Source organism: Aquicella lusitana (assembly GCF_902459475.1).
In the GTDB taxonomy this organism is placed as follows: domain Bacteria; phylum Pseudomonadota; class Gammaproteobacteria; order DSM-16500; family DSM-16500; genus Aquicella; species Aquicella lusitana.
The window spans coordinates 984885-1010057 of the sequence record NZ_LR699114.1; the positions used below are offsets into that span (position 1 = coordinate 984885).

At 46.4% G+C, this 25173-nt stretch carries 24 protein-coding genes; 9 read left to right on the plus strand and 15 right to left on the minus strand.

Annotated elements, in window-relative coordinates:
* Positions 1 to 59 precede the first annotated feature (59 nt).
* The 3 genes from AQUSIP_RS04575 to AQUSIP_RS04585 form a co-directional block, all read right to left on the minus strand.
* A complete protein-coding gene (locus AQUSIP_RS04575) occupies positions 60 to 1418 on the minus strand; it encodes an ATP-binding protein (protein WP_114833279.1) in 1359 nt (452 codons plus the stop codon).
* On the minus strand, positions 1415 to 2086 hold the full coding sequence (locus tag AQUSIP_RS04580; protein WP_114833280.1) for a response regulator: 672 nt from the start codon (positions 2084 to 2086) through the stop codon (positions 1415 to 1417). The genes AQUSIP_RS04575 and AQUSIP_RS04580 overlap by 4 nt, the downstream gene beginning before the upstream one ends.
* 96 nt (positions 2087 to 2182) lie before the next feature.
* On the minus strand, positions 2183 to 2923 hold the full coding sequence (locus tag AQUSIP_RS04585) for a uracil-DNA glycosylase family protein (RefSeq protein ID WP_114833281.1): 741 nt from the start codon (positions 2921 to 2923) through the stop codon (positions 2183 to 2185).
* 60 nt (positions 2924 to 2983) lie between these two features.
* Between AQUSIP_RS04585 and AQUSIP_RS04590 the strand changes: the two genes are divergently transcribed.
* Positions 2984 to 3160 (plus strand): Trm112 family protein, encoded by a 177-nt coding sequence (locus AQUSIP_RS04590; protein ID WP_197737828.1) that lies wholly within the window; start codon positions 2984 to 2986, stop codon positions 3158 to 3160.
* A 251-nt stretch (positions 3161 to 3411) separates the two neighbouring features.
* Here AQUSIP_RS04590 and AQUSIP_RS04595 read toward each other — a convergent pair whose 3' ends face one another.
* Positions 3412 to 5760: an Rne/Rng family ribonuclease gene (locus AQUSIP_RS04595; RefSeq protein ID WP_114833283.1), complete on the minus strand. Its 2349-nt coding sequence runs from the start codon at positions 5758 to 5760 to the stop codon at positions 3412 to 3414.
* Between the two features lie 424 nt (positions 5761 to 6184).
* Between AQUSIP_RS04595 and AQUSIP_RS04600 the strand changes: the two genes are divergently transcribed.
* Together AQUSIP_RS04600 and pssA are read left to right on the plus strand one after the other, a co-directional pair.
* The gene (locus AQUSIP_RS04600; RefSeq protein WP_114833284.1) at positions 6185 to 7153 is read left to right on the plus strand and encodes an RluA family pseudouridine synthase; all 969 of its coding nucleotides are present in this window, start codon (positions 6185 to 6187) and stop codon (positions 7151 to 7153) included.
* 9 nt (positions 7154 to 7162) lie between these two features.
* Positions 7163 to 7942 carry a CDP-diacylglycerol--serine O-phosphatidyltransferase gene (gene pssA / locus AQUSIP_RS04605; protein ID WP_114833285.1) on the plus strand — a complete coding sequence of 260 codons (780 nt, stop codon included), beginning with the start codon at positions 7163 to 7165 and terminating at the stop codon, positions 7940 to 7942.
* A gap of 32 nt (positions 7943 to 7974) precedes the next feature.
* Here the strand turns inward: pssA and AQUSIP_RS04610 are convergent, their stop codons facing one another.
* The 3 genes from AQUSIP_RS04610 to AQUSIP_RS04620 form a co-directional block, all read right to left on the minus strand.
* Positions 7975 to 8727 carry an F-box-like domain-containing protein gene (locus AQUSIP_RS04610; RefSeq protein ID WP_114833286.1) on the minus strand — a complete coding sequence of 251 codons (753 nt, stop codon included), beginning with the start codon at positions 8725 to 8727 and terminating at the stop codon, positions 7975 to 7977.
* A 15-nt stretch (positions 8728 to 8742) separates the two neighbouring features.
* Positions 8743 to 9459 (minus strand): F-box protein, encoded by a 717-nt coding sequence (locus AQUSIP_RS04615; RefSeq protein ID WP_114833287.1) that lies wholly within the window; start codon positions 9457 to 9459, stop codon positions 8743 to 8745.
* Between the two features lie 77 nt (positions 9460 to 9536).
* Complete coding sequence (locus tag AQUSIP_RS04620) at positions 9537 to 10913, minus strand: L-serine ammonia-lyase (protein ID WP_114833288.1); 1377 nt, start codon at positions 10911 to 10913, stop codon at positions 9537 to 9539.
* A 189-nt stretch (positions 10914 to 11102) separates the two neighbouring features.
* On the opposite strand from AQUSIP_RS04620, the gene AQUSIP_RS04625 reads away from it, so the two are divergent.
* Both AQUSIP_RS04625 and AQUSIP_RS04630 read left to right on the plus strand, forming a co-directional pair.
* Positions 11103 to 12344 carry an AmpG family muropeptide MFS transporter gene (locus tag AQUSIP_RS04625; RefSeq protein WP_114833289.1) on the plus strand — a complete coding sequence of 414 codons (1242 nt, stop codon included), beginning with the start codon at positions 11103 to 11105 and terminating at the stop codon, positions 12342 to 12344.
* Entirely contained in the window at positions 12328 to 15375 is a 3048-nt protein-coding gene (locus AQUSIP_RS04630; RefSeq protein WP_170131712.1) for a mechanosensitive ion channel domain-containing protein, read from the plus strand. The genes AQUSIP_RS04625 and AQUSIP_RS04630 overlap by 17 nt, the downstream gene beginning before the upstream one ends.
* A gap of 226 nt (positions 15376 to 15601) precedes the next feature.
* On the opposite strand, the gene AQUSIP_RS04635 is transcribed toward AQUSIP_RS04630, so the two are convergent.
* On the minus strand, positions 15602 to 15997 hold the full coding sequence (locus AQUSIP_RS04635; RefSeq protein ID WP_114833291.1) for a YajG family lipoprotein: 396 nt from the start codon (positions 15995 to 15997) through the stop codon (positions 15602 to 15604).
* Between the two features lie 226 nt (positions 15998 to 16223).
* On the opposite strand from AQUSIP_RS04635, the gene tldD reads away from it, so the two are divergent.
* The gene (gene tldD / locus AQUSIP_RS04640) at positions 16224 to 17666 is read left to right on the plus strand and encodes a metalloprotease TldD (protein ID WP_114833292.1); all 1443 of its coding nucleotides are present in this window, start codon (positions 16224 to 16226) and stop codon (positions 17664 to 17666) included.
* Between the two features lie 53 nt (positions 17667 to 17719).
* On the plus strand, positions 17720 to 19063 hold the full coding sequence (gene pmbA / locus AQUSIP_RS04645) for a metalloprotease PmbA (protein ID WP_232058635.1): 1344 nt from the start codon (positions 17720 to 17722) through the stop codon (positions 19061 to 19063).
* A gap of 144 nt (positions 19064 to 19207) precedes the next feature.
* Here pmbA and AQUSIP_RS04650 read toward each other — a convergent pair whose 3' ends face one another.
* From AQUSIP_RS04650 to AQUSIP_RS04680, 7 genes are all read right to left on the minus strand, one after another.
* Positions 19208 to 19474: an HPr family phosphocarrier protein gene (locus AQUSIP_RS04650; RefSeq protein ID WP_114833380.1), complete on the minus strand. Its 267-nt coding sequence runs from the start codon at positions 19472 to 19474 to the stop codon at positions 19208 to 19210.
* A 4-nt stretch (positions 19475 to 19478) separates the two neighbouring features.
* Positions 19479 to 19769 carry a ribosome hibernation-promoting factor, HPF/YfiA family gene (gene hpf / locus AQUSIP_RS04655; RefSeq protein WP_114833294.1) on the minus strand — a complete coding sequence of 97 codons (291 nt, stop codon included), beginning with the start codon at positions 19767 to 19769 and terminating at the stop codon, positions 19479 to 19481.
* A 63-nt stretch (positions 19770 to 19832) separates the two neighbouring features.
* Complete coding sequence (gene lptB, locus AQUSIP_RS04660; RefSeq protein ID WP_114833295.1) at positions 19833 to 20561, minus strand: LPS export ABC transporter ATP-binding protein; 729 nt, start codon at positions 20559 to 20561, stop codon at positions 19833 to 19835.
* Positions 20562 to 20564: 3 nt separating this feature from the next.
* Entirely contained in the window at positions 20565 to 21101 is a 537-nt protein-coding gene (gene lptA, locus AQUSIP_RS04665; protein ID WP_170131713.1) for a lipopolysaccharide transport periplasmic protein LptA, read from the minus strand.
* A 220-nt stretch (positions 21102 to 21321) separates the two neighbouring features.
* The gene (gene lptC, locus AQUSIP_RS04670; protein WP_114833297.1) at positions 21322 to 21891 is read right to left on the minus strand and encodes an LPS export ABC transporter periplasmic protein LptC; all 570 of its coding nucleotides are present in this window, start codon (positions 21889 to 21891) and stop codon (positions 21322 to 21324) included.
* A gap of 15 nt (positions 21892 to 21906) precedes the next feature.
* The gene (locus tag AQUSIP_RS04675) at positions 21907 to 22431 is read right to left on the minus strand and encodes a KdsC family phosphatase (protein WP_114833298.1); all 525 of its coding nucleotides are present in this window, start codon (positions 22429 to 22431) and stop codon (positions 21907 to 21909) included.
* Positions 22431 to 23402 (minus strand): KpsF/GutQ family sugar-phosphate isomerase, encoded by a 972-nt coding sequence (locus AQUSIP_RS04680; RefSeq protein ID WP_197737829.1) that lies wholly within the window; start codon positions 23400 to 23402, stop codon positions 22431 to 22433. The genes AQUSIP_RS04675 and AQUSIP_RS04680 overlap by 1 nt, the downstream gene beginning before the upstream one ends.
* Before the next feature lie 181 nt (positions 23403 to 23583).
* Between AQUSIP_RS04680 and AQUSIP_RS04685 the strand changes: the two genes are divergently transcribed.
* Both AQUSIP_RS04685 and mlaE read left to right on the plus strand, forming a co-directional pair.
* Positions 23584 to 24393 (plus strand): ABC transporter ATP-binding protein, encoded by an 810-nt coding sequence (locus tag AQUSIP_RS04685; protein WP_114833300.1) that lies wholly within the window; start codon positions 23584 to 23586, stop codon positions 24391 to 24393.
* On the plus strand, positions 24390 to 25172 hold the full coding sequence (mlaE, locus tag AQUSIP_RS04690; protein WP_114833301.1) for a lipid asymmetry maintenance ABC transporter permease subunit MlaE: 783 nt from the start codon (positions 24390 to 24392) through the stop codon (positions 25170 to 25172). Before AQUSIP_RS04685 ends, mlaE begins: the two co-directional genes overlap by 4 nt.
* Position 25173: the final 1 nt, after the last annotated feature.

The window sequence follows — 25173 nt, forward strand, 5'->3', positions numbered from 1 at the left end:
ACACTACCAAAGCCTGGCGGTACAGCCAAAGATTCATGGATCTGCATGGCATGCTAATTTTAAGCATGATATTTAGGAAATGCTACATCGAATTGCAGTCCTATCCCATTTGGAGGCGTTGCAAGGTTAATTTCCGCATGGTGCAGCGAGGTGATTTGGCTCACAATGGCAAGCCCAAGACCGCTTCCCGAGGCTTTAGTGCCTAAAACCCGATAAAAGCGCTCAAATACACGTTCCCTCAGTTCTGGCGGTATGCCTGACCCTGTGTCGGTCACGCGGAAAATAACCTTTGTGCCTGTGTCAATGATGGCAACCTTAATTTCGCCGCCCGACGGGGTATAGCGAATAGCATTGTCTACAATATTGCGTATGAGAATACCTAGAGCGGTGTCATTTCCGAGGATGATGCCCTCCCTGGGCGCAGGCGCAAGTTCAAGCTCAATATTTTTTTCCAGCGCGTGGGGGGCCAGAAAAGCAATAATTTCGATGGCTAGCTTGTGAAGGTCCACGGGCTTGATATCTGTCAAAGCTTCTTCTTCACCCAGGCGGCTTAGTGTGAGTAGCTGGGCCACCACGTGTGAACTACGATCCACGCTTTCAATGACTTTTTTTAAGGCTTTTGTGCGGTCTGCGTCGTTGTCTGCCTTGAGGGCAACCTGTACATGGGTTTTGAGCGCAGCGAGCGGCGTGCGCAATTCGTGGGCCGCATCAGCAGCAAAACGTTTATTACGTTCAAAAGCGAGCTTAAGCCGGATGAATAGCTGATTTAATTCGGCGACCAGCGGTTTGATTTCGTTAGGAATCTCCGTTAACTGAACAGGCTCAAGGAAGGTGGAGGCACGATTCGAGATTTCAGTCGTCACTCGGGTGATAGAGCGGAGTGCAACACTGATAATGAACCAGACCAGGATACCAAACACTGGATAAGTGATAAGCAGGATATTGGCGTTGCTTCGGGCAATATCATCAGCAAGCTCACGGCGCAGATTATAGAGTTCCGCTACCACGATTTTCACGCCCTGGTTTTTGTCATAGGTCCCGTATATACGCCAGTCGTTGCCCTGTATTTCGCGGTCACTAAAGCCAATGGGGGCGTCTTTGAGGGATATTTCAGGATAGTTGGGCGAGTGCATGAGCCGCTTCCCGTCTTTGTCCCAGACTTGAAAAAGGAATTTCTGTCCGGTAATGGACTGGGTGCGAAGCAGATAAGCAATAATTTCATTTTTAATTTTTTCAGTTGATGTCGTGGAGCGGTTGAGTATGCCGATCAGGTCAGAAGCCCTGATAAGTTGCGCGTCAAGATAGGGTTGAATGACTTGTTCATCGAGCAGATAGTTACCAATCCCATTAATCGCTGAGGCAACAGTGATGCTCAGCAGTAGACTGATTAATAAGAAGTATCTGATCGATCGGATCATTTTTGATCTTTGCTTTTTTCTATAGTGTAACCGATGCCGCGCACGGTTCGAATAAAGTCTTGACCAAAACGTTTGCGAAGATTATGGACATGTACTTCAAGCGCGTTGCTATCCACTTCTTCACCCCAGCCGTAGAGGGATTGGGTCAGATGCTCGCGAGATAATACCCGGCCTGCATTTTCAAGCAAGACATGCAGCAAGGCAAACTCTCTGCGTGACAGGTTAACCGGCTCGCCCTTATACGAGACAGTATGGGAAGCGGGATCCAGAATAATTTCGTTGTGTACCAGAAGGGGTGCGGCACGGGACGCAAAGCGTCTTTGTAAGGAACGCAGGCGAGCAAGCAGCTCGTCCAGATTAAAGGGCTTGGTTAGGTAATCGTCTGCGCCGGTGTCCAGTCCCTTAACTCGGTCTTCGACGGATTCTCGTGCAGTCAGGATCAGCACAGGGGTAGTATCGCCGCGATCGCGTAAATTTTGCAAAACCGTAATGCCCGGCATTTTGGGCAAGCCTAAATCAAGAACGACCAGATCAAATTTTTCTGTTTTTAAAGCCTGGTCTGCAAGGGCGCCATCTTTTACCCAGTCAACGGTATAACCGTCTTGAATCAACCCCTTACGCGTCCCTTCGCCCAGCAGTTCATCGTCCTCGACCAGAAGTATGCGCATAAATTATCCCCTTACGGTTTATGTATATAACTTTATCTTTTTTAACAAAGTATAGCAAATGTTCAGGCTTTTCATTTATCTGCCAAGCACTCCTGCCTATGCGGAGGTGACATTTTTTCTCAGCAATTGCAGCGGCTTGAAAAAAGCCAATACTTTAGGGTTAGCAATAAAGGAATAGTTATAAGGGTGCTCTGCATACAATTTGTTTATATGATTATCGGGGATTAACGCATCAATGGTATTAGCAATGCGGCCAAATAGAATAAACGTGGCTTGCGGTCGCTTTTCCAGCAGACAGGCCAAGAGCTCTTTGACGAACGGATGCCAGGCGCGCGCATCTTTTTGAGGTGACCCTGATTGTAGTACGGGTGTCGCATTTAATAATAAAAAACCATGGCGGAGAAAATTATTGAATAACTCTTCATTCGTCTGCACGAAAGCATCTTTATTGATCTGTGCTATTTTTTCCTGAGCCGGATTACGTTTATCAAGTGACCCTTCCGCGATGAGCAGCATTTTTAAAATATTTCTTAATGAAGTGGCCCGATTGACTTTCTTGCTTAATCCAGTCGGCGACCATAACTCCTTCACACTTGCATCCCAGAAGGCATAACCATTTGCCGATTCACGTCGAGGATAAGGGGATTCGCCAAATAATACATGATTGACTTTATCAAGCGGCAGAGAGAACGCGTTAAAAATTTTTTCATGACCCGGAAGCCAGTCAGCAGAGTGATCCAATTTTTTCAGATAATCAGGATCAATTTTTGCTAGGCCTCTTTGCAGGCATTCTTTCCAGGAAGGATGAACAACGTCAAGATTAAGATGTCGCGTCATTATTTTTTTCCAGCCATGATGCGTGTATGATAGCTTTGTTAATTTAATTGATGAATTGCCATGGATAAAACATTACTCGAAATACTAGCATGCCCCGTATGTAAAGGGGAATTGTTGTATGACCAGCCTGGCCAGGAACTTGTTTGCCGCTTTGACCGCCTTGCTTTTCCCATTATCCATGATATTCCCGTGATGCTTGAATCCCGAGCCCGTCGACTGGGCAGTGATGAAGAATAGTGAGAGTGTTCATTGCACCTGTCATTGCGAGCGTAGCGAAGCAATCCAGAATGTTGTCATCCTGAGCGAAGCGAAGGATCTTCCGATGTACAAAAGGAGATCCTTCGCTTCGCTCAGGATGACAGCATTGTGAAGTGTGTCCATAAGGAGGTCTGAATTGCTTTGCTACGCTCGCAATGACAAGTGCAGTTTCTTAGATTAACAGAGGTTCTGGGTTTTTATCAGCCCAGAACCTCTGCTAGTAAAATGGATTAATCCTCTCCTTCCGTACGGCCGCCACTGCCACCCGTTTTATAAATGTCTTCGCCTTCGAGGTTATGTCGAGGTGATTCTCCTTGATCATGTTTCGCCGCGTGACCCTTATGATGATGCTTATGGCGATGCGGTTTGAAACGTGGTCTTGGTCTTCTTTCAGCTCTTTCGCCCGGCTGGGTTGAACCTTCTTTTGCTACAGGTTCAAAAGGTCTGATATTGGAAGATTCAGTAGGGATATCATTTTTTGGCGTTTTGGCACGCTGTTCTTCCGGTAAATGCTGCTGCGGTTCGATAACCTGTGGCAGGTTAGTGCTGCTGTCTGGTCTTGTATCCGGCGTGCGGGAGAATTCACGTGTTTCCCGGCTGCCCTGATCACGGGTGTCGCGGAAATCCTGATGATCTTTGGTTTCCCGTTGATCCTTGTGTTCATGAGTTTCCCGGTCTTTGTGTCTGGTTTCACCGCGCTGCTCATAATTTCTGTAGCCACCGCCACCTTGTCTTCCACGGTCACGATGGTCTCTGCGTCCTCCTCGATGATGGTGACGTCCGCCTTTGCGTTTCCCAGTTGGACGCATGGGTCTGCCGTGTTTCTTGAATCGATCTTCTTGAACCGGCGCTTCAGGTTCTTCCTCTTTTTTCTCAAAGAGGTAGGTGAACAGTTTTTTCAATAAACCGGGCTCGCCCTTTTCTTTGGAAGCTGCGGCAGAAGGCGGGAAGTGGCCAGAGGGTGCTGGCATTTCTTCCATCGGCATGCTTTTGATAGCCGGTTCCTGATGGGTTTTTTGTACCGGGGCTGTGATCTGGCTGGAAATTTCTGGCTTGATGGCAAGCTTGTAGCTTGCCAGTTTTTCATCTTTCTCAGTGATGTCAGAAAGCCGAATCCGTTCCACCTCATATTGAGGCGTTAACAGATGGTTGCTGGGTACAACGATGATGGATACACCCTGGCGCTTTTCAATATCGATAATCGCCTGGCGCTTTTCATTCAAAAGATAGGCAGCAATCTCAGTAGGCAGAATAGTGCGGACCTGCGCCGTATTTTCCTTGAGTGCTTCCTCTTCGATAATGCGTATCACAGATAAGCCTAATGACTCGATACCGCGTATGGTTCCCTGACCCAGGCAGCGCGGGCAGGTAACACGGCTGGATTCACCCAGCGATGGCCGAAGCCGCTGGCGTGACATTTCGAGCAAGCCGAAGCGGGATATCCTGCCCACTTGGACGCGTGCACGGTCCATGATTAGCGCCTTACGTAACCGGTCTTCTACTTCGCGTTGATTGCGAATAGGCGTCATGTCAATAAAGTCGATAACAATGAGTCCGCCAATATCGCGCAAGCGTAATTGCCGGGCGATTTCGTTGGCAGCTTCCAGATTAGTCATGAGAGCTGTTTCTTCAATATCTCCACCCTTGGTCGATTTTGCCGAGTTGATATCAATCGAAACCAGCGCTTCAGTATGGTCAATGATAATAGAGCCGCCAGAAGGCAGACGCACATCACGCTGGAAAGCTGATTCAATCTGGCTTTCGATCTGGAACCGGGTAAAGAGCGGTGTGGGATCCTTATAAAGCTTCACGCGGTTGACGAAGTCGGGGCGGATCAGTTTAAGGTGATTGACCACGTCTTCATAGACATCAGGATGGTCAATAAGGATTTCATCAATATCTTTGCGCAAGTAGTCCCGCAGGGCCCGGATAACGGCATTCCCTTCCTGATAAATAAGGAAAGGCGCGGGGCGGTCTTGGGCAGCTTTCTGTACCACGTCCCAGAGGCGAAACAGGATTTCCAAATCCCACTGTAATTCTTCTAGCGACCTACCGCCCCCCGCAGTGCGGATGATAAGACCCATGCCTTCCGGCACTTGCAGCGAGCTCAGGATACCGTGCAGTTCATCTCGCTCATCCCCTTCGATGCGGCGGGAAACGCCGCCTGCGCGTGGGTTATTGGGCATGAGAACGAGGTAGCAGCCTGGGAGGGTAATGAAGGTGGTGAGCGCAGCGCCTTTGTTGCCGCGCTCTTCTTTTTCGACCTGGACAACGAGCTCCTGGCCTTCTTCCAACACTTCTGTAATGGAAGGGCGTCTGCCGCTGTCGACAAAGCTTTTCTTGAAACAGGCCCTGGCCACTTCTTTGAGGGGCAGGAAGCCATGGCGTTCCTCTCCGTAGTCTACAAAAGCTGCCTCGAGGCTGGGCTCGATGCGTGTCACTTTACCCTTGTAAATATTGGATTGTTTCTGTTCTCGGGAGGTGGATTCAATAATCAGATCATACAGATACTGGCCACTTGCAAGCGCGATTCGCAACTCTTCTTCTTTATGAGTTGCATTAATTAACATTCTATTCATTTATAAATCATCCACTTAGTATAATTATGTGCTTCTTGTCATGGATGAGAATCAGTCGTTTCTTCTAGAGTAGAACGGATAAGGTACTGTTCACAATATAAAGAGCTTATCTTATCGCTGTCATTCATGCATCGATATCAGGTTTTTGGATAACCTAGCCAGCCTTTTATCTGTTTTAGCTTCAATATTTCAGTCAATCCCAAAGAATTCATCGCTCTCTAATGCGTAAACTCTATAAAAAACTCTTATTCTCGCCATCAGTGCTTCAAAGCACGCTTAAATTCAACTTTAACGTTCTCAAAACGTTGTCAACTTTAGTATATATGACTGTAGAATATCAGTCGGCGTCAGAATACCTATATAGGCTAGATGAATATTATCAATTTCCTAATTTTATATCAATTAAAAACCAAGGCGGCGAGGCATGAGTCAGTCAAATCAATCAGATAAGAAAAAATCTAGCGTCAAGTACATCATAGTGTCAGGCGAGGAGGAAGGTCAGCGTATCGATAATTTTTTAATTAGCCGTCTTAAGGGAGTGCCGAAATCGCATGTATATCGGATAGTAAGAAAAGGCGAAGTTCGTGTAAATAAGAAACGAATATCGCCATTTTATCGTTTGATCGCAGGAGATAGCGTAAGATTGCCACCTGTTTTTTTGGCAGAGAAGGCTAAAGAAGCTCCTCCCAGCCAGCGTACGGAAGATCTCTTGTCCGGTCGAATACTCTATGAAGACGATAATTTACTAATTATTAATAAGCCCTCAGGGATGTCTGTGCACGCGGGCAGTACTGTCAGGGTGGGCGTAGTTGAAGCGTTGCGCCATATGTATCCCAAGCTGGTCAATCTGGAGCTCGCTCATCGCCTCGACTCGGAAACATCGGGCTGTTTGATCCTGGCCAAGCGTAAACGTATTTTGCGGGAAGTCCACGCCTTATTGCGGGAAGGTCAGGTGACTAAGCTTTATTGGGCCTTGACCAGAGGGCAGTGGAAAAAAAATGAACTGCGAGTCGATCTACCTCTACAGAAGGATTATCGGGATGGCGGTAAACACGTTGTGGAGGTGCACCATGAAGGTAAATCGGCACTGACGCTTTTTCAGCCTTTACAGACTTTTGAGGATGCTACACTGATGGAGGTAAAATTATTTACAGGGCGTACCCACCAAATACGCGTACATGCAGCACATCAGGGACACCCTATTGCTGGCGATGATCGCTATGGGGAGGCGGAGTTTAACAAACTGACGCGAAAGCGCGGGTTAAAACGCATGTTCTTGCATGCCCGATCCGTTGATTTTATTTTGCCTTCATTAAAACAACGTATTACAGTAGTAGCCCCCCTGGACCCGGAACTGGAAGCTTGTATTAAGGCTTTCGAAACAAAACGCTAGGAGAACCGAATGAAAGATAAACAGGAACTATCCGGACCTGAGCAATCTGAAAACATAACACGTGGTATTTATCTATTGCCGAACTTATTAACGACGGCCGCCCTGTTTGCAGGATTTTATTCCATCGTAGCGGCCATGAAAGGACATTTTGAGACCGCGGCTATTGCTATCTTTGTAGCCATGATCGCAGATGGTCTGGATGGCCGGGTGGCTCGTTTAACTAACACTCAAACCGCATTTGGTGCGCAATATGACAGCTTGTCTGATATGGTGGCATTTGGGCTCGCGCCTTCCTTGGTCTGTTTTAGCTGGTCATTATTTTATTTGGGTAAACTCGGCTGGCTGGCAGCTTTTATCTATACCGCAGCTACCGCGCTTCGGTTGGCACGCTTCAATACCCAAGTTAGCGATAAACGCTATTTTCAGGGCTTGCCCAGTCCTTCCGCTGCAGGTGTTCTAGCGAGTCTCGTCTGGATGGTCAGCGGTTACGAAATTGACGGTACAGCAATTGCTTTCCCCGTTGCGGCGCTCACTATCTTTGTTGCTGCGTTGATGGTAAGCCAGGTTCGCTATTCCAGTTTCAAGCATGTTGATTTCAAAGGTCGTGTGCCATTTTTTACGGTAGTGATCATGGTGTTCATTATTGCCGCTGTTGCATTGGAGCCGCCTGAAGTCTTGTTTACTGTCTTCATGATTTATCTTGTTTCAGGTCCCGTGATTACCTTATGGCAGCTTCGTAAAATGCGTAAACAGCGCATTGCAGAGCATAAAGACAATAAAACGAAATGAAAGCACGGCCGCTTCAGGCGGCCGTTTACTTTTTAAATAATCCGGCAGAAACTGTTTGAATTGAGCAGCTTGGTTTCCTGCGCTGCGATTTCTTCCACTGTATTCATGACCCGCTTGCAAAATGCTTCCAGCGAATCTCCCTCTTCGACTGGAACCGTATAAAGAGGATGAAGATGCAGGTTTTTGGCGGATTCTTCTTTTTTCACAGCAAAAAGGTAGAAAAGATCAGAACGGCTGCATTGTTCTATCATCGACAAAAACCGGCAGTATTCATTCTGGGTGGATGCAAAAATAATCGCAATATCAGCCAGGCGACCCATGCTGGCTTGGACATTCGGTCTTAATTTTGCCGGAGTGGCGGCGTTGGTAAGACGTAATGCGTAGCCATTAACATTCAACCATTTTTCTATATTTACGCCAAACATGGTTGGGCCAGGGTGATGTTCTCTGCCTGAATTATAAAGCGCAGTGGAGAATGCTTTTTCATTGCCAAGCAGGTAAATTTTGATATGCTTGCCTGGCTGATTTTTCCGTTGACAGAAAAGAGTGGCAGCATAATCTTGAGATGAATTTATTTGCTGCAGTCTTTTTTCACGTTCGGGATCATAACCCAGTTTTTTAATATAGGCTTCGCGTGAAGCTGCTTCAAATGGTTTCCACAAGGTTGATGTCTCAGATATCCTTTTTGACGTCTTAGACACTTGCGCAATCATCAGCAGACTTTGGATGTCCAAAAAGGAAAAAATATACAACTGTAACTCTTCTGGTAAATCGTTTAAGCGCATAAACTCCTCGCGATTTTATAATGGTTTGTGTTGGTTTGCTGGAGCGATTGCTTGAATTCGTTGTATGACGCGTTCGAAAAAGGTGGATAAACTATCATCCGCTTTGATTGCGATCTTATTGAGTGCACTCAGCTTCAGGCTATCAAAATCCTTTTCTTTGATGGCAAAGAGAAAGCAAGTGCGTGGGAATTTTTCTTTTATCATCGTGAGATATTCATTACATTTTTCTAGACCCGACGCGCAAATAATGGTGATATCAGCTTTATTCATATTGTGAAGGGCAAGCCCACTGATTTTTGCAGACCCTGAATTGTTAATGCGTAACTTGCATTTGCTCAGTTGCAACGTTTTTTCAATACTCGCACCCAGTCGATTGGGATGGAATAATGTTCCCGAGGGTAGGTTTGTTGCCGGTCTCCTATAAATATCAAGGGAAAGTGCAGGATCTCCAATGAGGTGGATTTGAATGACCAAACCATCGTTTATCTTATCGCAAACGAGATCAGCGGCGGCTTTTTGGAGGGATTCCATTTCTTGCAGCCCGATTTTAACTTTACGATAAATTCTAATATAGTCTTCGCGTGAAGCTGCCTCAAAAGGTTTCCACAACGCGGGAGCAAGCGATATTTGCTTGGTCTTCTTGCATACGGCCGCAACCATTAATAAGCTTTTAATATCCAAAAAGGAAAAAATATAAAGCTGTAATTCGATAGGAAAATCGATAAAATTCATACACTCCCCGCGATTTATTTATAAATTATGGTGGTGGTATTTTAAACAAATACACGGGGTGATTTATTAAAGCCAGATTAACACTCAGGCAAATTGGCGGCGAGACCGCCCAGCGATGTTTCCTTATAAATAGCCATCATGTCCTTGCCAGTCTGTTTCATGGTGGCGATGACCTTATCCAGTGAAACATAGTGCTGGCCGTCACCCAGCAGGGCGAGCCTTGCGGCATTGACGGCTTTAACAGCGCCCATGGCATTGCGCTCTATGCAGGGGATTTGCACCAATCCGTTAATAGGATCGCAGGTGAGGCCCAGATGATGCTCCATGGCGATTTCTGCTGCGTTTTCAATCTGATAGAGGCTGCCGCCTAGCACGGCTGTTAAAGCGCCAGCGGCCATTGAGCAGGCGACGCCGACTTCTCCTTGACAGCCTACTTCAGCGCCTGAAATCGACGCGCCTTTTTTGTAGAGCACGGCGATCGCGCCCGCTGTTAACAGGAAAGCAATGATGTCTTCTGTTTTGGCCTGGGGATAGAAGTTCAGGTAATAATGCAGCACGGCAGGAATGATACCGGCAGCACCATTTGTCGGGGCAGTGACCACGCGTCCGCCACCTGCGTTTTCTTCATTGACGGCGATTGCATATAAATTCAGCCATTCCATGCTGTCTGTATGATCATATCCGCGCGGTTTCCCTTTTGTCAGTAGCTTTTGATAAAGCAGGGGAGCGCGACGTTTAATGTTTAAACCACCGGGTAAAATGCCCGGCGTGCTACATCCCTTGTCGATGCATTCGCGCATCACATTTGCAATCTGCAACAGTTGTGCGCTGACTTCTGAGGCCGGGCGCAGGGTCGATTCATTCGCCATCATCAGTTCATGAATACTGAGTTGGTGTTTTTCACACTGGGCCAATAGTGTTTTGGCAGAAGTGAAAGAATAAGGGATATCTGTCGTATCGATGGGTTGGGGGTGCGCAGCCTGGTCTTCGTCTAAAATAAATCCTCCGCCTATCGAGTAATAAATGGCGGAGTAAATAACTGTTTCATCCTGGGCATGGGCCGTAAAACGCATGCCGTTGGTATGTGCAGGCAGGAGGTCATTTATATTAAAAATAAAGTCGGTTTGATAGTCAAAAGGAACGGCGTGAGAGCCTAATAGACAAATCAGCCTGGTTTCAATGATTTCCTGGGCGCGTGGCAGCAGAGAGTCGGGGATAACGGTATCGGGTGACTTGCCTTCCAAACCTGACAGGATAGCATTATCGGTTCCGTGGCCTTTGCCTGTAAAAGCGAGCGAGCCAAATAGTTCAACCTTGATTTGTTTAACCTGTCGAAGGCGGCTTTGATCTTCCAGTTTATCGACGAATGCTTTTGCTGCCTTCATTGGGCCAACCGTATGAGAGCTTGAAGGGCCTATGCCGATGGAAAAAAGATTGAAAACGCTAATTGTCATTGTATGAATCCTCAGATTCAGATCTTGTGTGTGGCGCCTATTAAAGTACTTTCACTCTGTTTTAACAAGCATTTTATCCATTGTACCATCATCACCAATCAGCCAGTCTCGCGGCAAAATTTACTATCAAAAACAGCCTGCCAATGATAAAATTTCAACCAGTTTTGGCCCTCACCGGGATTTTTTGCCATGCCGCCAACAAAAACAAACATATTTATTAACTCCCGTCTCATTGCTATGCTGGCACTTGGATTTTCTTCAGGCTTGCCGTTTGCGCTAACCAGTTCCACACTGCAGACCTGGTTTACTGATGCAAATGTCAGCCTTATTATCATTGGTTCACTTTCTCTGCTTGGTATTCCTTATACGTTGAAATTTCTCTGGGCGCCGCTGATGGATTACTACGGGTTTAACCGCCTGGGAAAGCGTCAGGGCTGGATATTACTGACCCAGTTAGGACTTGCCATTACACTATTTTCCCTGGCGCGAATGGACCCTGTGTCGCAGACGACCAGCATGTGTATCATTGCGCTGCTGGTGGCATTTTTTTCGGCTTCACAGGATGTGGCGGTGGATGCTTACAGGACCGATATACTCGCACCGGAAGAACGCGGTCTGGGCTCGGCGTATTTTGTTTTTGCTTATCGTGTTGCGGCACTCCTCTCGGGTGGTTTTGCACTGGTTTGTGCGGATTATTTCGGGTGGCAAGTCACCTATAATTTAATGGCCGTTCTGTTGCTGCTTTGCATGATTCCTGCCTATAAAGCGCCGCATGCAGTTGAATATGCTCCTGCTGCTTCGAGTCTGTTCCGAAGCATCCTCGCGGGCATACTTGACCTGATGCAGCGAGACCGTATTCTGTTGCTGGTCTTGTTTGTGATTTTTTACAAATTTGGTACGGCGCTTGCCATGTCATTAATGTCCAATTTTTTGTTACACGGACTGGGTTTTTCCAAGACGGAAATTGGTCTTGCTTATAAGGTCGTCAGCTTCATCGCAACGGTGCTGGGCGCTTTGGTGGGCGGCGCGCTTTTAATAAGGTGGCAGGTTTATCGCGCATTGCTTGTTTTTGGCCTGGCACAAGCCTTTTCCAATCTCACGTTTGTTGCACTTGCCATGGCAGGCAAACAATTTTGGTTAATGACGGTTTCCATTTTCGTTGAAAATTTTTGCACCGGATTAAGCACAGCTGCATTTTTGGCGTTTCTGATGTCGCTTTGCAATCACCGTTATTCAGCGAGCCAATTTGCCTTATTGTCCGCTATTGATTCGCTGGGCAGAGTCCTGCTGGGACCTGCTGCCGCGCTGATTGTTGAGGGAGTAGGGTGGGTCCAGTTTTATTTCTGGTCATTTGTTTTATGCTTCCCCGGTATTATTTTTTTGCTGCTATTAAAAGAAAAGGTGTCTTATGCGCATGCTGCAGCCGATTAAAAAAGTGTGGGTGGTTTTCTCACTGGTACTGCTTGTTTGCGTTTTTTCTTGCGGAGCCTTTGCTGAAAACTCTGATTCGGATGAAACGATTGATCGTATTCAACTCGTCACGCAACAAATCAATTTGCTAAAAGAACGTCTGGCGCAGCAGGAACATGAGTTTGCAGATCTGCAGCAACAGCATGATAAGCAAATTTCACAATTGATCATTGAAAAAGCCAGTAAAAACCTGCTGGATAAGGCGTCACTGGATATTTCGGTTTCGAAGTCCAATCTGGACAGTATTACAATTGAGCTGGCAGATACTCAGCAAACCATTAACTGGCTGGAAAAAAATATTCAGGAGATTGAAAATCAGCTGAATGTGTTAAATATCTTTGGCCTTAAAGTTGCTGCGAATGATTTCTCCAACAGCCAGGAATTACGATCTGACCTTAATTATCAGCAAAAACTTCTGCAACTGGAAAAAGTACGCGTGAAGTATCTGCAGGATATGCAGTCCACGGCAAGTAACCTCTTACAGCTAAAAAAAGAAAATTACAATTGGCTTAACACTCTGTTGAAATCTCGTAAAATGCTGCATGTAAAGCAGCAGCAAGTCAAAGACGAACTTGCTTTCCAGGAGCAGCAAAATCGCTGGTTGCAGCAGCTGAATGTGCTGTATGACCGATTGGCGAAGGTGGATCCTACCAAATCCCGTGACACTTATTCCGGGCTTGAGCGGGATATTTTTTACGCGAACGAAAGTGCGAATTTTGCTTATGTGCAGTCGTTAATTGCGCGCTATAAAGACCAAATTCAGCAAATGAAATTGGGCGTGCTAAAGAGCAATTCGATCAGTCTCCTGACTGAAACTAGCAATCAGGTGCAATTGCTTAATAAGCAAATCAACCGGCTTGATACTGTTTTAAAATCAAGAATGAGTGTTCTGCAAAAGCATATCAGCTATCTGTATCCTAAGCGAAGAAGCAGCCAATCCATGCAGATTTATCTCAAAAGGCTGGCGACGCTGGATGGCCAATATAAGACGGCAAGCGCTGCACTCAGTAAGCTGAATGAGAATCTGGCTGCTTTTCGTAAGACGCTCGACCAAGCGTTACAGAACGAATTATCTTCCCGCCAAGGTTTCCCCAGTTTCGGATTGAAGACGCTGATGGATCTTGGCAAGGAAATGCTGTTGGTGCCGGCGCTCGCCTTTCAGGTAGGAAAGAGTCTTTCTTCCAACCTGGTTAAGGCTTTTCATTCAACCAGCATGTTGGCCTGGACCCTGTTTGCGCTTATAGAATGCATGTTCTTATTTTCTCTTTTCTTTGTTTATAAATTACTGGGCAGACTGCTTGAACGCCCATCGCAATGGCGTGATCAGATTAATTCCAAATGGCTGAGTTTGCAGTGGCTTTACCGCAATTTTATTGACCTTGCACTCGTTGGTAACATGCTGGGTATTTTGTCTTTCTTTAAAATACCGTTGCAGAATTATATCTTTATTGTTTACTTAGCGTTGGTCTGGTTTATTTTTAAGGCGATACTGACTCTTTCCCGTTTGTGTCTGGTGGAAACGACGCACCACACAGCAGGGCATGATGTTAAATTGTATCGCCGTCTGAAGTGGATAAGCCTGATTGGCGGTACCATCATTGCTCTGACTGTTTTTGTGCACCAGTTGCCTTTGATTTATGAATTGAAAACATTATGTGACCGATTGTTTCTGCTTTTCCTGATGGTTGTTTCTTTGCTGCTGCTGCGTTCCTGGGATGTCGTCCCCAGCCTTATTCTTTCACATATGGAAGGGCGTCATCCTTATTTCCAAAACAGTATACGGCTGATAGGTATTCTGATTCCGCTACTGATGTTTGGCAACTCCCTGATCGGCCTAGTAGGTTATATGAATTTGGTCATGACTATTTCCTGGTATGAAGGCGTGTTTTTGATTGTGCTGATCGGTTACCTGATATTGCGCGGCTTATTATCAGACGGCATGGAGCAGCTTTCTCAGCTGATGATTCAATATGTGAATAATGGATGGTTATGGACAGAGGCTTTTCTGAAACCTATCGATAAAGTTTTGCGTATTACTTTGTTTTTAATAGCATGGGCTGTGTTGTTTTTATTGTACGGGTGGGACAAGCAATCACCTATCGTCGAACGCCTCACAGGCTTGCTGCATTATCAGTTGGCGCACGTACTCAATACCACGATTACGCCTATACGCATTATTGCGCTTTTTGTGGTGATTTCCGTATTCTACTGGACGGCAAAATGGACGCGTGAGTTTATTTATCGCTTGTTGTTATCCCGTACTAAAGACATGGGTATACGAAACAGCATCGCAATCCTAAGCCAATACAGCGTGGTGGTTCTGGGTATTTTTATCTGCTTACGGGTATTGGGCATCGACATGCAAGCGCTTGCTGTGGTTGCGGGTATGTTTGCCTTCGGTATCGGCCTGGGACTCCGGGATCTTGCCAACAATTTTGCCTGTGGATTTCTGATCTTGCTGGAACGCCCTCTGCGTGTGGGTGACATTGTCAATATCAATGGAACCGAAGGAGATGTCATTCATATTGGCAGCCGTGCGGTGACCATCAGGACATGGGACCATATGGAATTGATGGTGCCCAATACTGAAATATTTAATAAATCCTTTACCAATTTAACGGCCAGAGACAATATCGTGCGTTCCATTCTGCATATCAAGATCCATCGTCATGATAATCCGCATGAAGTGCAAATCATCATCCAAAATGTGCTGGCTGGACAAAAGGATATTCTCAAAGATCCCGCGCCGGAAGTGTTTCTGAAGGAGATGCGCGATACAGTCATGGATTTTGAAGTGCGCTACTACGTTAATATTCGCCAGATCAAATCCAGGGTGGGGGTCATGTCTGTTGTGCACATGGCGGTCTGGGATGAATTCAGGCGGCAAGGGATTAAACCTGCATACGCGCAGCATGAAATATTTTTGCGAAATGAAACGCCGTCATTGCCTATATTGAGTTCAGAAGAATTAAGTGATCAGAGGCTAAGTTAACTGCGTTATTTCCGGCAGATAAGCCGGCGTTGTTGGATAAAAATATTTCGTCGTCTCAAGCGAAGGTGTGGAATCCAGACGCCGCGTAGCGGCGGAAAGAAACTGTTATGCACAAAAGGCTTGTTGAATACTGGCAGGATCCCACGCCTTCGCGTGGGACAACGATAGCTGGAGCTAAATCTACAACAACACCGGACAAGCCGCGAGGTGACAGTTAAATCCGGTGCTAGATTAAAATCTTTTGAAACGCAATGATATTGGCTTTCATTGATTCGTGGTTACTGCTTACATCGATAATGCCATCGCCACCGATGGAGGCAGCAAGGTTTTTCATCATTGTATGGATGGTTTCATCTTCGCGCTTCATGCCCAAGATATTGTATTTGGATACGGTCGCAACACCAATGACACGATAAGGGGCGTGCGGTGTTTTATGTTCTGAAAAAAGCGCCACGTTCTTTGCGTTTTTTGCAGGATAAGTGTCCTTTGTTGTGGCGACAACATGTTGCCGGTTGATAAAATTGGATGCGACCTGGGTGGGATCCGTTGTCTGTCCCTTTGTCGCACAGCCACCGAGAAAAGCAACAGCAATTACGGCCATGATCGGATATGACATTTTCATTGCTTTATCCTTTATATGATTGTCCTTAAACTGATTTATCGTATTCGATTAGCCCGTTTAAAACAAGATTGACAATGGACTTTATTATCACGCCACGATCTGCCGCTTGTGGCGGAGTTTTTATCTAAAATCTTTATTGCCATTCTTCTGCTATCCGGCATAATTGAAAGCATTATTCAGGCTCAGACATTCTGTTGCTAAATTACTTTAAACAGGTTTTTTTATTATGACCGATGTGCTCAAGATAGTTCGCCATGATTTGTTGGATCCTGCCGGGCTGACTGACAGGGAATTGCAAAATGTTATCCATCAGCTGGCAGGGCGTAATGTGGATTACGCAGACCTTTATTTTCAATCAACTTATTCGGAATCCTGGATGCTGGAAGACGGCATTATTAAAGGCGGCAGCTTCGACATTGATCGAGGCGTAGGCGTGCGCGCCATGAGCGGTGAAAAAACAGGGTTTGCCTATGCTGATGATATCGTGATGCCTGCCCTTTTGCAGGCGGCATCCGCGGCGCGTAGTATCGTCAAGCAAGGCGGCGAGCAGGCAGTTCAGGCATTTCATAAATTACCCGGCCATCAGCTTTATCAGCCTGTCAATCCCCTTCATTCGCTTTCTGAAAATGAAAAAGTGAATCTGCTGCAGCGAGTTGATCGTTACATACGCCAGAAAGATCCCCGCATCGTTCGAGTGAGCGTGAGTCTTGCAGGTGAATATGAAACCATTCTAGTGATGGCAAGCGACGGTCATCTGGCTGCGGATGTGAGACCGCTGGTCCGTCTGAACATCAGTCTGGTAGTTGAGCAAGAAGGCCGACGTGAATCAGGTTATGCGGGCGGTGGCGGGCGTTTTAATTATCAGCATTTTCTTGAAGGCGATTTGGCTTTTCAATATGCGGATGAAGCATTGCGTCAGGCGCTGGTTAATCTGGAAGCTGTCGATGCACCAGCGGGTCCTATGACGGTCGTGCTTGGCCCGGGTTGGCCGGGTGTGCTGCTGCATGAAGCAGTGGGCCATGGCTTAGAAGGTGACTTTAACCGTAAAGGTATTTCAGCTTACAGCGGCAGTATGGGGAAAAAAGTAGCGAGTGATTTATGCACTATCGTGGATAACGGCACACTGGAACATCGCCGCGGCTCGCTCAATGTAGATGATGAGGGCATACCCACCCAGAATAATGTACTCATTGAAAACGGTATCTTACGCAATTATATGATGGATAAGCGTAATGCGCGTCTGATGGGTGTGAAGTCAACTGGTAATGGCAGGCGCGAGTCTTATGCGCACCTACCGCTGCCGCGCATGACAAACACTTATATGCTGCCAGGTAAGTCAGCGCCGGAAGAAATTATTGCTTCCGTCAAAAAAGGTATCTATGCCGTTAATTTTGGCGGTGGTCAGGTGGATATTACCTCCGGAAAATTTGTGTTTTCAGCGAGTGAGGCTTATCTCATTGAAAACGGCAAGCTGGGTGCGCCGGTTAAAGGCGCAACCTTGATAGGAAACGGTCCGGATGCGCTAACAAAGGTTTCTATGGTAGGTAATGACCTTAAACTGGATACGGGCGTTGGCGTTTGCGGAAAGGATGGGCAAAGCGTGCCTGTCGGTGTAGGTCAGCCAACCTTACGTGTGGATGAGCTGACAGTGGGCGGGACGAAAGCATAAGGTCATCAGATTTTAGGAATACCCGAATCAGTTTTGTTTAAATGGAAAATACGATGAAAGAAGTTGCACGATCAGGATTAACGCTGGATCAGTTACAATCCATTTCTCAGGAAATTCTTCAACAAGCTGCGCGACTTGGCGCTCACGAAGCAGAAGTGGCTATTACGGCCAATAAAGGATTTTCTGTCAACGCGCGTCAGGGCGACGTGGAGACAGTTGAGTATAATCAGGACAAAGCAATTGAAATTACCGTGTTTTTCGGGAAGCGCTCCGGCTCGTCCAGTTTATCGGATATACGCAGTGAAGCTGTGCGCGCAGCGGTGGAAGCGGCTTGCCATATTGCCAAATTTACCGATGAAGATCCGGCCGCTGGCCTTGCGGATAAAGAAGAGCTGGCCTTGCAATATCCCCAGCTGGACCTTGCTCATCCGTGGTCTCTTACCGTTGAACAGGCCATTGAGCTTGCCTGCCAATGTGAACGCGAAGCGGTTGCTTACGATAAACGTATTATGAGCGCAGAAGAAGTAACAGTCGCGACGGTGGATGCATTTAACCTGTACGCTAACAGCTTGGGTTTTACTGGCTATTTTCCACTGAGCCGCCACGATATTAGCTGTGTGCTGGTTGCAAAAGAAGGGGATGAGATGCAGCGTGATTTTAGCTACACCCTCGCTGTTGATCCCGCGCAGCTGGAATCCGTATCGCAAGTAGCAAGACATGCTGCAGAGCGAACCATCAATCGCCTGGGAGCAAGACGTTTGCGTACAACCAAAGCGCCTATCGTTTTTCTGGCGGAGGAAGCGCGAGGATTGCTAGGTTCATTTACGGCAGCCATACAAGGCGGAAATATTTATCGTAAATCATCTTTCCTGCTGGATCAGCTGGACAAACAGATTTTCCCTTCGTTTATTTCTATCCAGGAACAGCCACATCTGCCACGCGCATTAGGCAGTGCGCCTTTTGACGATGATGGTGTTATTACTCGACCTAATGTATTTATCGAAAACGGTATCCTTCGTACTTATGCGCTGGGAACTTACGCAGCACGCAAATTAGGCATGAAAACCACGGGAAATGCGGGTGGGGTACATAACTTGACAATACAGCCCGGCGGTCTTGACTTGCCTGCCTTATTGAAAAAAATGGGTACAGGCTTGTTAATTACGGAATTAATGGGGCAAGGCGTTAATCTGGTAACAGGCGATTACTCACGTGGGGCCAGCGGTTTCTGGGTGGAAAACGGCGAGATTCAATATCCGGTCCATGAGATTACTGTAGCAGGCCGTTTGCAGGATATGTATGCACATATTGTGGAAGTCGGTAATGATGTGGATGTGCGTGGGAATATTCGTACGGGCTCTATTTTAATCGAAGAAATGATGATTGCAGGAAGCTGATCAATGAAAATAGTGCAATGATCGAAGCTGGCTCGAGCGTGGCTTATGAAGGCTTGGTAGTGATTGAGAGCGGCAGCAAGCGGCAGCGAGAGAAGTCGATTGCTGTGTTTGTATTATCATTTAATATCAATAATAAGCCTAGATTTATTCTTCACCAAATTTATCGTTAATCAATTTTAAAATCGCCTCCAGCGCTTCTTTTTCATCTTCACCGGTAATCACCACGTCAAGCACATTATCCTTTTGTGCGCCCAAAGTGATAACGCCCATGATGCTTTTGCAATCCACAACACGGTCACGGTAAACCAGTTCAATGCGGCTTTGGAATTGTTTGGCGATGTCTACCAGCTTGGCGGCTGCACGTGTGTGCAGGCCAAGCTTGTTTTGTATGGTGACTTGTTGTCTTATCATTTTATCAATGCTGCTCACTGATTTTCTCTTTATGTTTAGTCAATTGAGTTGATAATTTATCGATCATGGCTTCGATGGCCTTGTACATATCTTCATTTTCTGCCCGTGCGTGAATTTCGGCGCCTTTGATGTGAGCGGTTGCTTCTGCAATATGAGTGATGTTTTCGATATGCAGAACCAAATTGATTTGCATGATAAAGTCGAAGCGCTTTTGAAGCGGTTGTAATTTTTCAGTGGCAAACGCTTTGAGGGCAGGGGTGATGTCTATGTTTTTGCCTACGAATTGTAATTGCATTGCTGTTTTCCTCTTTTCTTTAACTTGAAATTTATTCTCTCCGCGGCTTGCCATGGGGACTTTCTATAAATCAAAATCTTCGCCCAGGTAAACGGTGCGGACTTCGTTATTTGTCAGGATGGCTTCGGGATTACCTTCACAAATGATTTTGCCCTGATTGACGATATAGGCGCGTTCACAAATCGTCAATGTATCACGCACATTGTGATCGGTGATTAAAATGCCAATCCCGCGTTTGCGCAAATGATTAATGATGCGTTTGACATCCAGTACGGAAATAGGATCAATTCCCGCAAAGGGCTCGTCCAGCAGGATAAATTTGGGCTCTGTTGCCAGCGCTCTTGCTATTTCCGTGCGTCGCCGTTCACCGCCGGATAAACTCATGCCCAGGGTGTCACGAATATGCGAAATGCGAAACTCTTCCAGTAACTGATCGAGCTTCATCCTGCGTTCTGATCTGGTTAAATCAGAACGCAATTCAAGAATAGCCATAATATTTTGCGCGACCGTTAATTTGCGGAAGATAGAAGCCTCCTGCGGCAGATAACTGATGCCCAATTGCGCGCGTAAATGCACAGGCAGCTTTGTGATGTCTTTATCACCCAGCATGATGCTGCCGCCGTCCGTAGGGATCAGGCCAACAATCATGTAGAAAGACGTGGTTTTGCCGGCGCCATTTGGTCCCAGCAAGCCGACGACTTCACCTTGGTGAATGCGCAGCGAAACGTCTTTCACCACGTCACGTGATTTATATTTTTTTCTCAGATGTTCAGCGTTTAGTATATGTGACATAAATTAATTATCTGGATTATACACAAGCACAGCGCGTGCGTTTTTAGAGGCGGGCACCGTGACTGTTTGATCGTTCATATTATAGAGAATAACCTGGCCTTGAAAACTATTTTCTCCCTGCGTAACAACCGCATCCTTTTCCAATACCACATTAGCGGTAGTGGGATAATATTTAATGATCTTTGCATAAGCGTGCATGACAGCGTCGCCTTCCTTGGGAATGGTCCAGTAATGTGCCTGTTTCGTAAAACCATAGGCGATAGCTTCCTGGATTTTGTGTTTGATATTGTCTTTTGTCACGAGCTTGTCTGCCGTGAGATGTGTTGTTCCCTGGTCGACTTTCACATTGCCTTCAAATATCTTAATGCCGGTTTTGTAATTATAAGAAGAACGTTCGGAGACAATGTAAACTTTTTCCAGTTTATCTTCTGGTAGCGCCATGGCCTGCGAGTTGATTAAGAGTGCCAGCAATATCAGGCCGGACAATGACTTTGTGATGGAGCCTGTTTGAAAGGCTTGGTTAAATTTCGTGGGTGTCATCCCGCACTTGTTGCGGGGTCTGGTGTATAAAAATAATGTATTTATGATTTTTTTGATACCGGATTCCGCAACAAGTGCGGGATGACAAAATCCAAGCACAGGATGACAAAGCCTTGCAGGATGACAAAACCTCAGTACGGGGTGACAAAACTTAAGTATGAGTTGACAAAACCGTATTGCAATTTTGTTACACTGCCGATTAACTTTCATCATTATCCATTTAAGAAGTAGGTACATATTCCCCTCTTGCCTGCGATAATAGATTAATATTGCCAGTATTCATATCTGCGTGCATGCCCACCGCTTTAACGATGGTGTTCGGTTGTATCATGGTAATGTGATCTTTGGTGTCGGCGGTCTGTTCATTGGGATGCACGGTTAGTGTGGGCGTTTTGATGAGTGTTGCAGGATTATCGGTGTCCGCGGAATGGTGAATAACAACATCTTCCCAAAAATCCACCGTATCAATTCCCTGTGTTGATTTGGCGTATTTGGAAGTGATATACCAGGGTTGCGGCGATTTGCGGTAAAGCGTTAATTGCGGCGCCAATAATTGCGTTGTGTCATTTTCAGAATAGTGGACCATCTTGGGCGTGACGATCTTCATTTTGGGTTTGCCCTGTTTGCCCATGATAACAGCCACCACATCTTCCATAAAAGCATCAGGAATATGCCGGCTTTGTGTGGGCGTGATTGTTTGTGGGCGGTAATAGGATAAAAGCGCGGTCCAGGCAGCAAAACCCATGGCGGCGATAAAGCCAAGACTGATAATCGTATTTTTATATCGCATGAAGAATGCCAGCCATTATTTTGTGAGATAGGATTGTATCACAGATTGATACTGGCCCTGCGCTTCCATAATGAATTCGCAAATTTCCCGTACTGCGCCTTTTCCGGCTTTTGTTTTAGTAATTAAATCAGCATGTTGCTTGATGATAGTGGGCGCCTTGGGCACAGTGATTGCGAATCCCGCCCGGCGCAGCAAAGGGAGATCCGGTAAGTCATCGCCCATGTAGGCAATTTCTTGGTCATTTAGCTGTAATTTTTCTTTTAGTTCTTCATAAGCGGGTAATTTGTCATCTTGGCCGAGATAAGCATATTCGATATTTAGTTCCCGCATCCGACGCAGGACCGCTTCGGATGTCTTGCCAGAAATCACTGCAACCTGAACGCCCGTTTTCTGCAGCAGTTTGATACCCAGGCCATCATAAATGCTAAAGCCTTTTACCTCGATGCCCTGATTGCCATAATAAAGGATACCCGTGGTTAATATACCGTCAATATCCAGAATTAAAAGGCGAATACTCTTCGCTTTTTCAACCAGCTCCATTAAACGACTCCTGCCCGAAGAATATCGTGAATATGAATAATGCCATCTGGTTTATTCTGCTCATCAACAACGACCAGCGAAGTGATTTTGTAAGTTTCCATGATGTTGAGTGCTTCGGCTGCAAGAAAATGGCGTGTAATGGTTTTAGGATTTCTGGACATGACTTGTTGAATTTGTGTATTGTGAATATCCGCATTTTTGTCAAAAGCGCGGCGCACGTCGCCATCCGTGAAGATACCGATCAGCTCGCCCGCGTCATTAATGACGGTTGTCATACCCAGTTTTTTGCGTGTCATTTCCACGAGTGCTTCTTTGAGCGAATGATGCTGGCTGACAAGGGGAATTTCATCGCCTTGGTGCATGATTTCATCTACGCGCAGCAATAACCGGCGGCCGAGTGTGCCGCCAGGATGAGATAGGGCAAAATCAGTTTCTGTAAAGCCGCGCTTTTCCAAGAGCGCCATCGCAAGCGCATCACCCATGACGAGTGCTGCGGTGGTACTGGAGGTGGGAGCGAGTCCCAAGGGGCAGGCTTCTTTTTCTACGCTGACATCGATGTTGATCGTTGCGGCCCTGGCCAGAGTGGAATGGGGTTTGCCTGTCAGGGTAATTAGCGGAATATTAAGCCGCTTTACAAAAGGAAGAATGGAGATAATTTCTTCCGATTCGCCCGAATTGGATAACGCTAGCAAGACATCACGCTTGGTAATCATGCCAATATCACCATGCTTTGCTTCACTGGGGTGAATGAAAAAAGCCGGGCTTCCTGTGCTAGCAAAGGTGGCAGCGATTTTTTTGCTGATATGACCGGACTTTCCCACGCCGGTTACGGCAATGCGGCCTTCGCAGCTATGCAGGAACTGGCAGGCTTTGGCAAAGTTCTGATCAATGCGGTCCATCAGTGAGCTGATCATTTTTGCTTCAGTCTCAACGACGGCTCGGCCGAGGTTACAAATTCTTTCAATATCCATCAGCAAATCCTGAATTGACATTTAGTTAGGATGCATTATCTTAGCGTTGCTTGAGGAAGGGGACAAGCTTATTGTCTCCGGCTCCGCAGCCGATGGGGATGAGAAAAATAAGATAGGTTTAGGATGGCTGCTGGGACTTTACCTACTAGCTATTTAAACGTTCATTTGCGAAACTTAGGGTATGCCAGAAAATATAGTTGAAATCAGCAAGATGTCTTTTGCACATGAAAACGGCAATGTCGTTTTCCAAGATGTGGACATCGTCATTCCCCGCGGGAAAATAACGGCCATTATGGGACCGAGCGGAACAGGAAAAACCACTTTATTGCGGCTGATTGGTGGGCAGCTGACCCCTACTAAAGGTGAAATTACTGTTGCGGGCAAAAAAATCCACCAATTATCCTGGAAAGAGTTATACCGACTGCGAAAGCGGATGGGTATGCTGTTCCAGAGCGGCGGTCTTTTTACCCATCTCAATGTCTTTGAGAATGTGGCCTTTCCTCTCCGTGAACATACCAAGTTATCAGAGTCCATGGTGCACACATTAGTGCTAATGAAATTGCAGATGGTGGGTTTACGCGGTGCCGCCTATCTGATGCCAAGTGAACTATCGGGCGGTATGGCAAGACGTGTTGCACTTGCCCGCGCAATTGCACTCGATCCCGAGATTATCATGTATGACGAACCTTTTACCGGCCAAGATCCTATCTCCATGGGTGTGCTGGTAAAACTGATACGTACCCTAAACGGTGCTCTCAATATGACTAGCATTATCGTTTCCCATGATGTGCAGGAAACCTTGAGTATTTCAGACTATGTCTATGTTATTTCAGGCAATAAAATAATAGGGCAGGGTACGCCAGAGGAAATCACACACAAACCTTCAGCGCAGTTGCAGCAGTTTATCCAGGGACTGCCGGATGGTCCTGTGCCTTTTGATTACCCCGCCAAACCATTGCAGCAGGATTTTCTGGAAGGATTAGCCACATGATAAATAAACTCGCCCTGGTTGGGGCATGGGGGATTGATAACCTCCGCCAGCTTGGGAAAGCAGGTATATTGCTTCAGCGCGTGCTTTTTTTTCCGCCCAATTTTAGAAAAGGGTTCCCGCTGGTGATTCAGCAGATTTATGCGGAAGGGGTCTTATCACTGGTCATTATTGTGGTTTCAAGCTTGTTCATCGGCATGGTGCTTGCTTTGCAGGGCTACCATACCCTTTCCAAGTTTGGTGCAGCGCAACAATTGGGGCCCCTGGTGGCCTTGAGCGTAGTGCGTGAATTGGGCCCAGTAGTGACGGCGATCTTATTCGCAGGACGTGCAGGCTCAGCCGTGACAGCCGAGATTGGCCTGATGAAGGCGACCGCGCAGTTGTCCAGTATGGAAATGATGGCAGTTGATCCGCTGCGACGTGTGATCTCTCCCCGTTTTTGGGGTGGTTTTATTTCAATGCCCTTGTTGACCATCATCTTTAATGTCACTGCCATTTATGGTGCTTATCTTGTGGGGGTTAAATGGCTTGGCCTGGACGCCGGGGTCTTCTGGTCAAATATGCAGTCTTCTGTGGATTTTCGTTCAGATGTTGTAAACGGTCTCATCAAAAGCCTCGTCTTTGGCGTAGCCGTAATATGGATAGCTGTCTCTCAAGGTTATGAGTCTCAACCCACGTCAGCGGGCATTGCCAGTGCAACGACCCGTTCCGTTGTTTATTCTTCACTTGCCGTATTAGGGCTTGATTTTGTATTAACCGCCATGATGATAGGGGAATGGTAAT

Bases quoted from the DNA above. Each gene is read 5' to 3' on its own strand.
- AQUSIP_RS04635 (WP_114833291.1), bottom strand. From the start codon at position 15,997: ATGAAAATGTCATATCCGATCATGGCCGTAATTGCTGTTGCTTTTCTC.
- AQUSIP_RS04580 (WP_114833280.1), bottom strand. From the start codon at position 2,086: ATGCGCATACTTCTGGTCGAGGACGATGAACTGCTGGGCGAAGGGACG.
- AQUSIP_RS04600 (WP_114833284.1), top strand. From the start codon at position 6,185: ATGAGTCAGTCAAATCAATCAGATAAGAAAAAATCTAGCGTCAAGTAC.
- AQUSIP_RS04595 (WP_114833283.1), bottom strand. From the start codon at position 5,760: ATGAATAGAATGTTAATTAATGCAACTCATAAAGAAGAAGAGTTGCGA.
- lptB (WP_114833295.1), bottom strand. From the start codon at position 20,561: ATGTCACATATACTAAACGCTGAACATCTGAGAAAAAAATATAAATCA.
- AQUSIP_RS04590 (WP_197737828.1), top strand. From the start codon at position 2,984: ATGGATAAAACATTACTCGAAATACTAGCATGCCCCGTATGTAAAGGG.
- pssA (WP_114833285.1), top strand. From the start codon at position 7,163: ATGAAAGATAAACAGGAACTATCCGGACCTGAGCAATCTGAAAACATA.
- tldD (WP_114833292.1), top strand. From the start codon at position 16,224: ATGACCGATGTGCTCAAGATAGTTCGCCATGATTTGTTGGATCCTGCC.
- lptA (WP_170131713.1), bottom strand. From the start codon at position 21,101: ATGACACCCACGAAATTTAACCAAGCCTTTCAAACAGGCTCCATCACA.
- AQUSIP_RS04615 (WP_114833287.1), bottom strand. From the start codon at position 9,459: ATGAATTTTATCGATTTTCCTATCGAATTACAGCTTTATATTTTTTCC.
- pmbA (WP_232058635.1), top strand. From the start codon at position 17,720: ATGAAAGAAGTTGCACGATCAGGATTAACGCTGGATCAGTTACAATCC.
- AQUSIP_RS04625 (WP_114833289.1), top strand. From the start codon at position 11,103: ATGCCGCCAACAAAAACAAACATATTTATTAACTCCCGTCTCATTGCT.
- AQUSIP_RS04650 (WP_114833380.1), bottom strand. From the start codon at position 19,474: ATGATAAGACAACAAGTCACCATACAAAACAAGCTTGGCCTGCACACA.
- AQUSIP_RS04610 (WP_114833286.1), bottom strand. From the start codon at position 8,727: ATGCGCTTAAACGATTTACCAGAAGAGTTACAGTTGTATATTTTTTCC.
- mlaE (WP_114833301.1), top strand. From the start codon at position 24,390: ATGATAAATAAACTCGCCCTGGTTGGGGCATGGGGGATTGATAACCTC.
- AQUSIP_RS04680 (WP_197737829.1), bottom strand. From the start codon at position 23,402: ATGGATATTGAAAGAATTTGTAACCTCGGCCGAGCCGTCGTTGAGACT.
- hpf (WP_114833294.1), bottom strand. From the start codon at position 19,769: ATGCAATTACAATTCGTAGGCAAAAACATAGACATCACCCCTGCCCTC.
- AQUSIP_RS04675 (WP_114833298.1), bottom strand. From the start codon at position 22,431: ATGGAGCTGGTTGAAAAAGCGAAGAGTATTCGCCTTTTAATTCTGGAT.
- AQUSIP_RS04585 (WP_114833281.1), bottom strand. From the start codon at position 2,923: ATGACGCGACATCTTAATCTTGACGTTGTTCATCCTTCCTGGAAAGAA.
- lptC (WP_114833297.1), bottom strand. From the start codon at position 21,891: ATGCGATATAAAAATACGATTATCAGTCTTGGCTTTATCGCCGCCATG.
- AQUSIP_RS04685 (WP_114833300.1), top strand. From the start codon at position 23,584: ATGCCAGAAAATATAGTTGAAATCAGCAAGATGTCTTTTGCACATGAA.
- AQUSIP_RS04620 (WP_114833288.1), bottom strand. From the start codon at position 10,913: ATGACAATTAGCGTTTTCAATCTTTTTTCCATCGGCATAGGCCCTTCA.
- AQUSIP_RS04575 (WP_114833279.1), bottom strand. From the start codon at position 1,418: ATGATCCGATCGATCAGATACTTCTTATTAATCAGTCTACTGCTGAGC.
- AQUSIP_RS04630 (WP_170131712.1), top strand. From the start codon at position 12,328: ATGCTGCAGCCGATTAAAAAAGTGTGGGTGGTTTTCTCACTGGTACTG.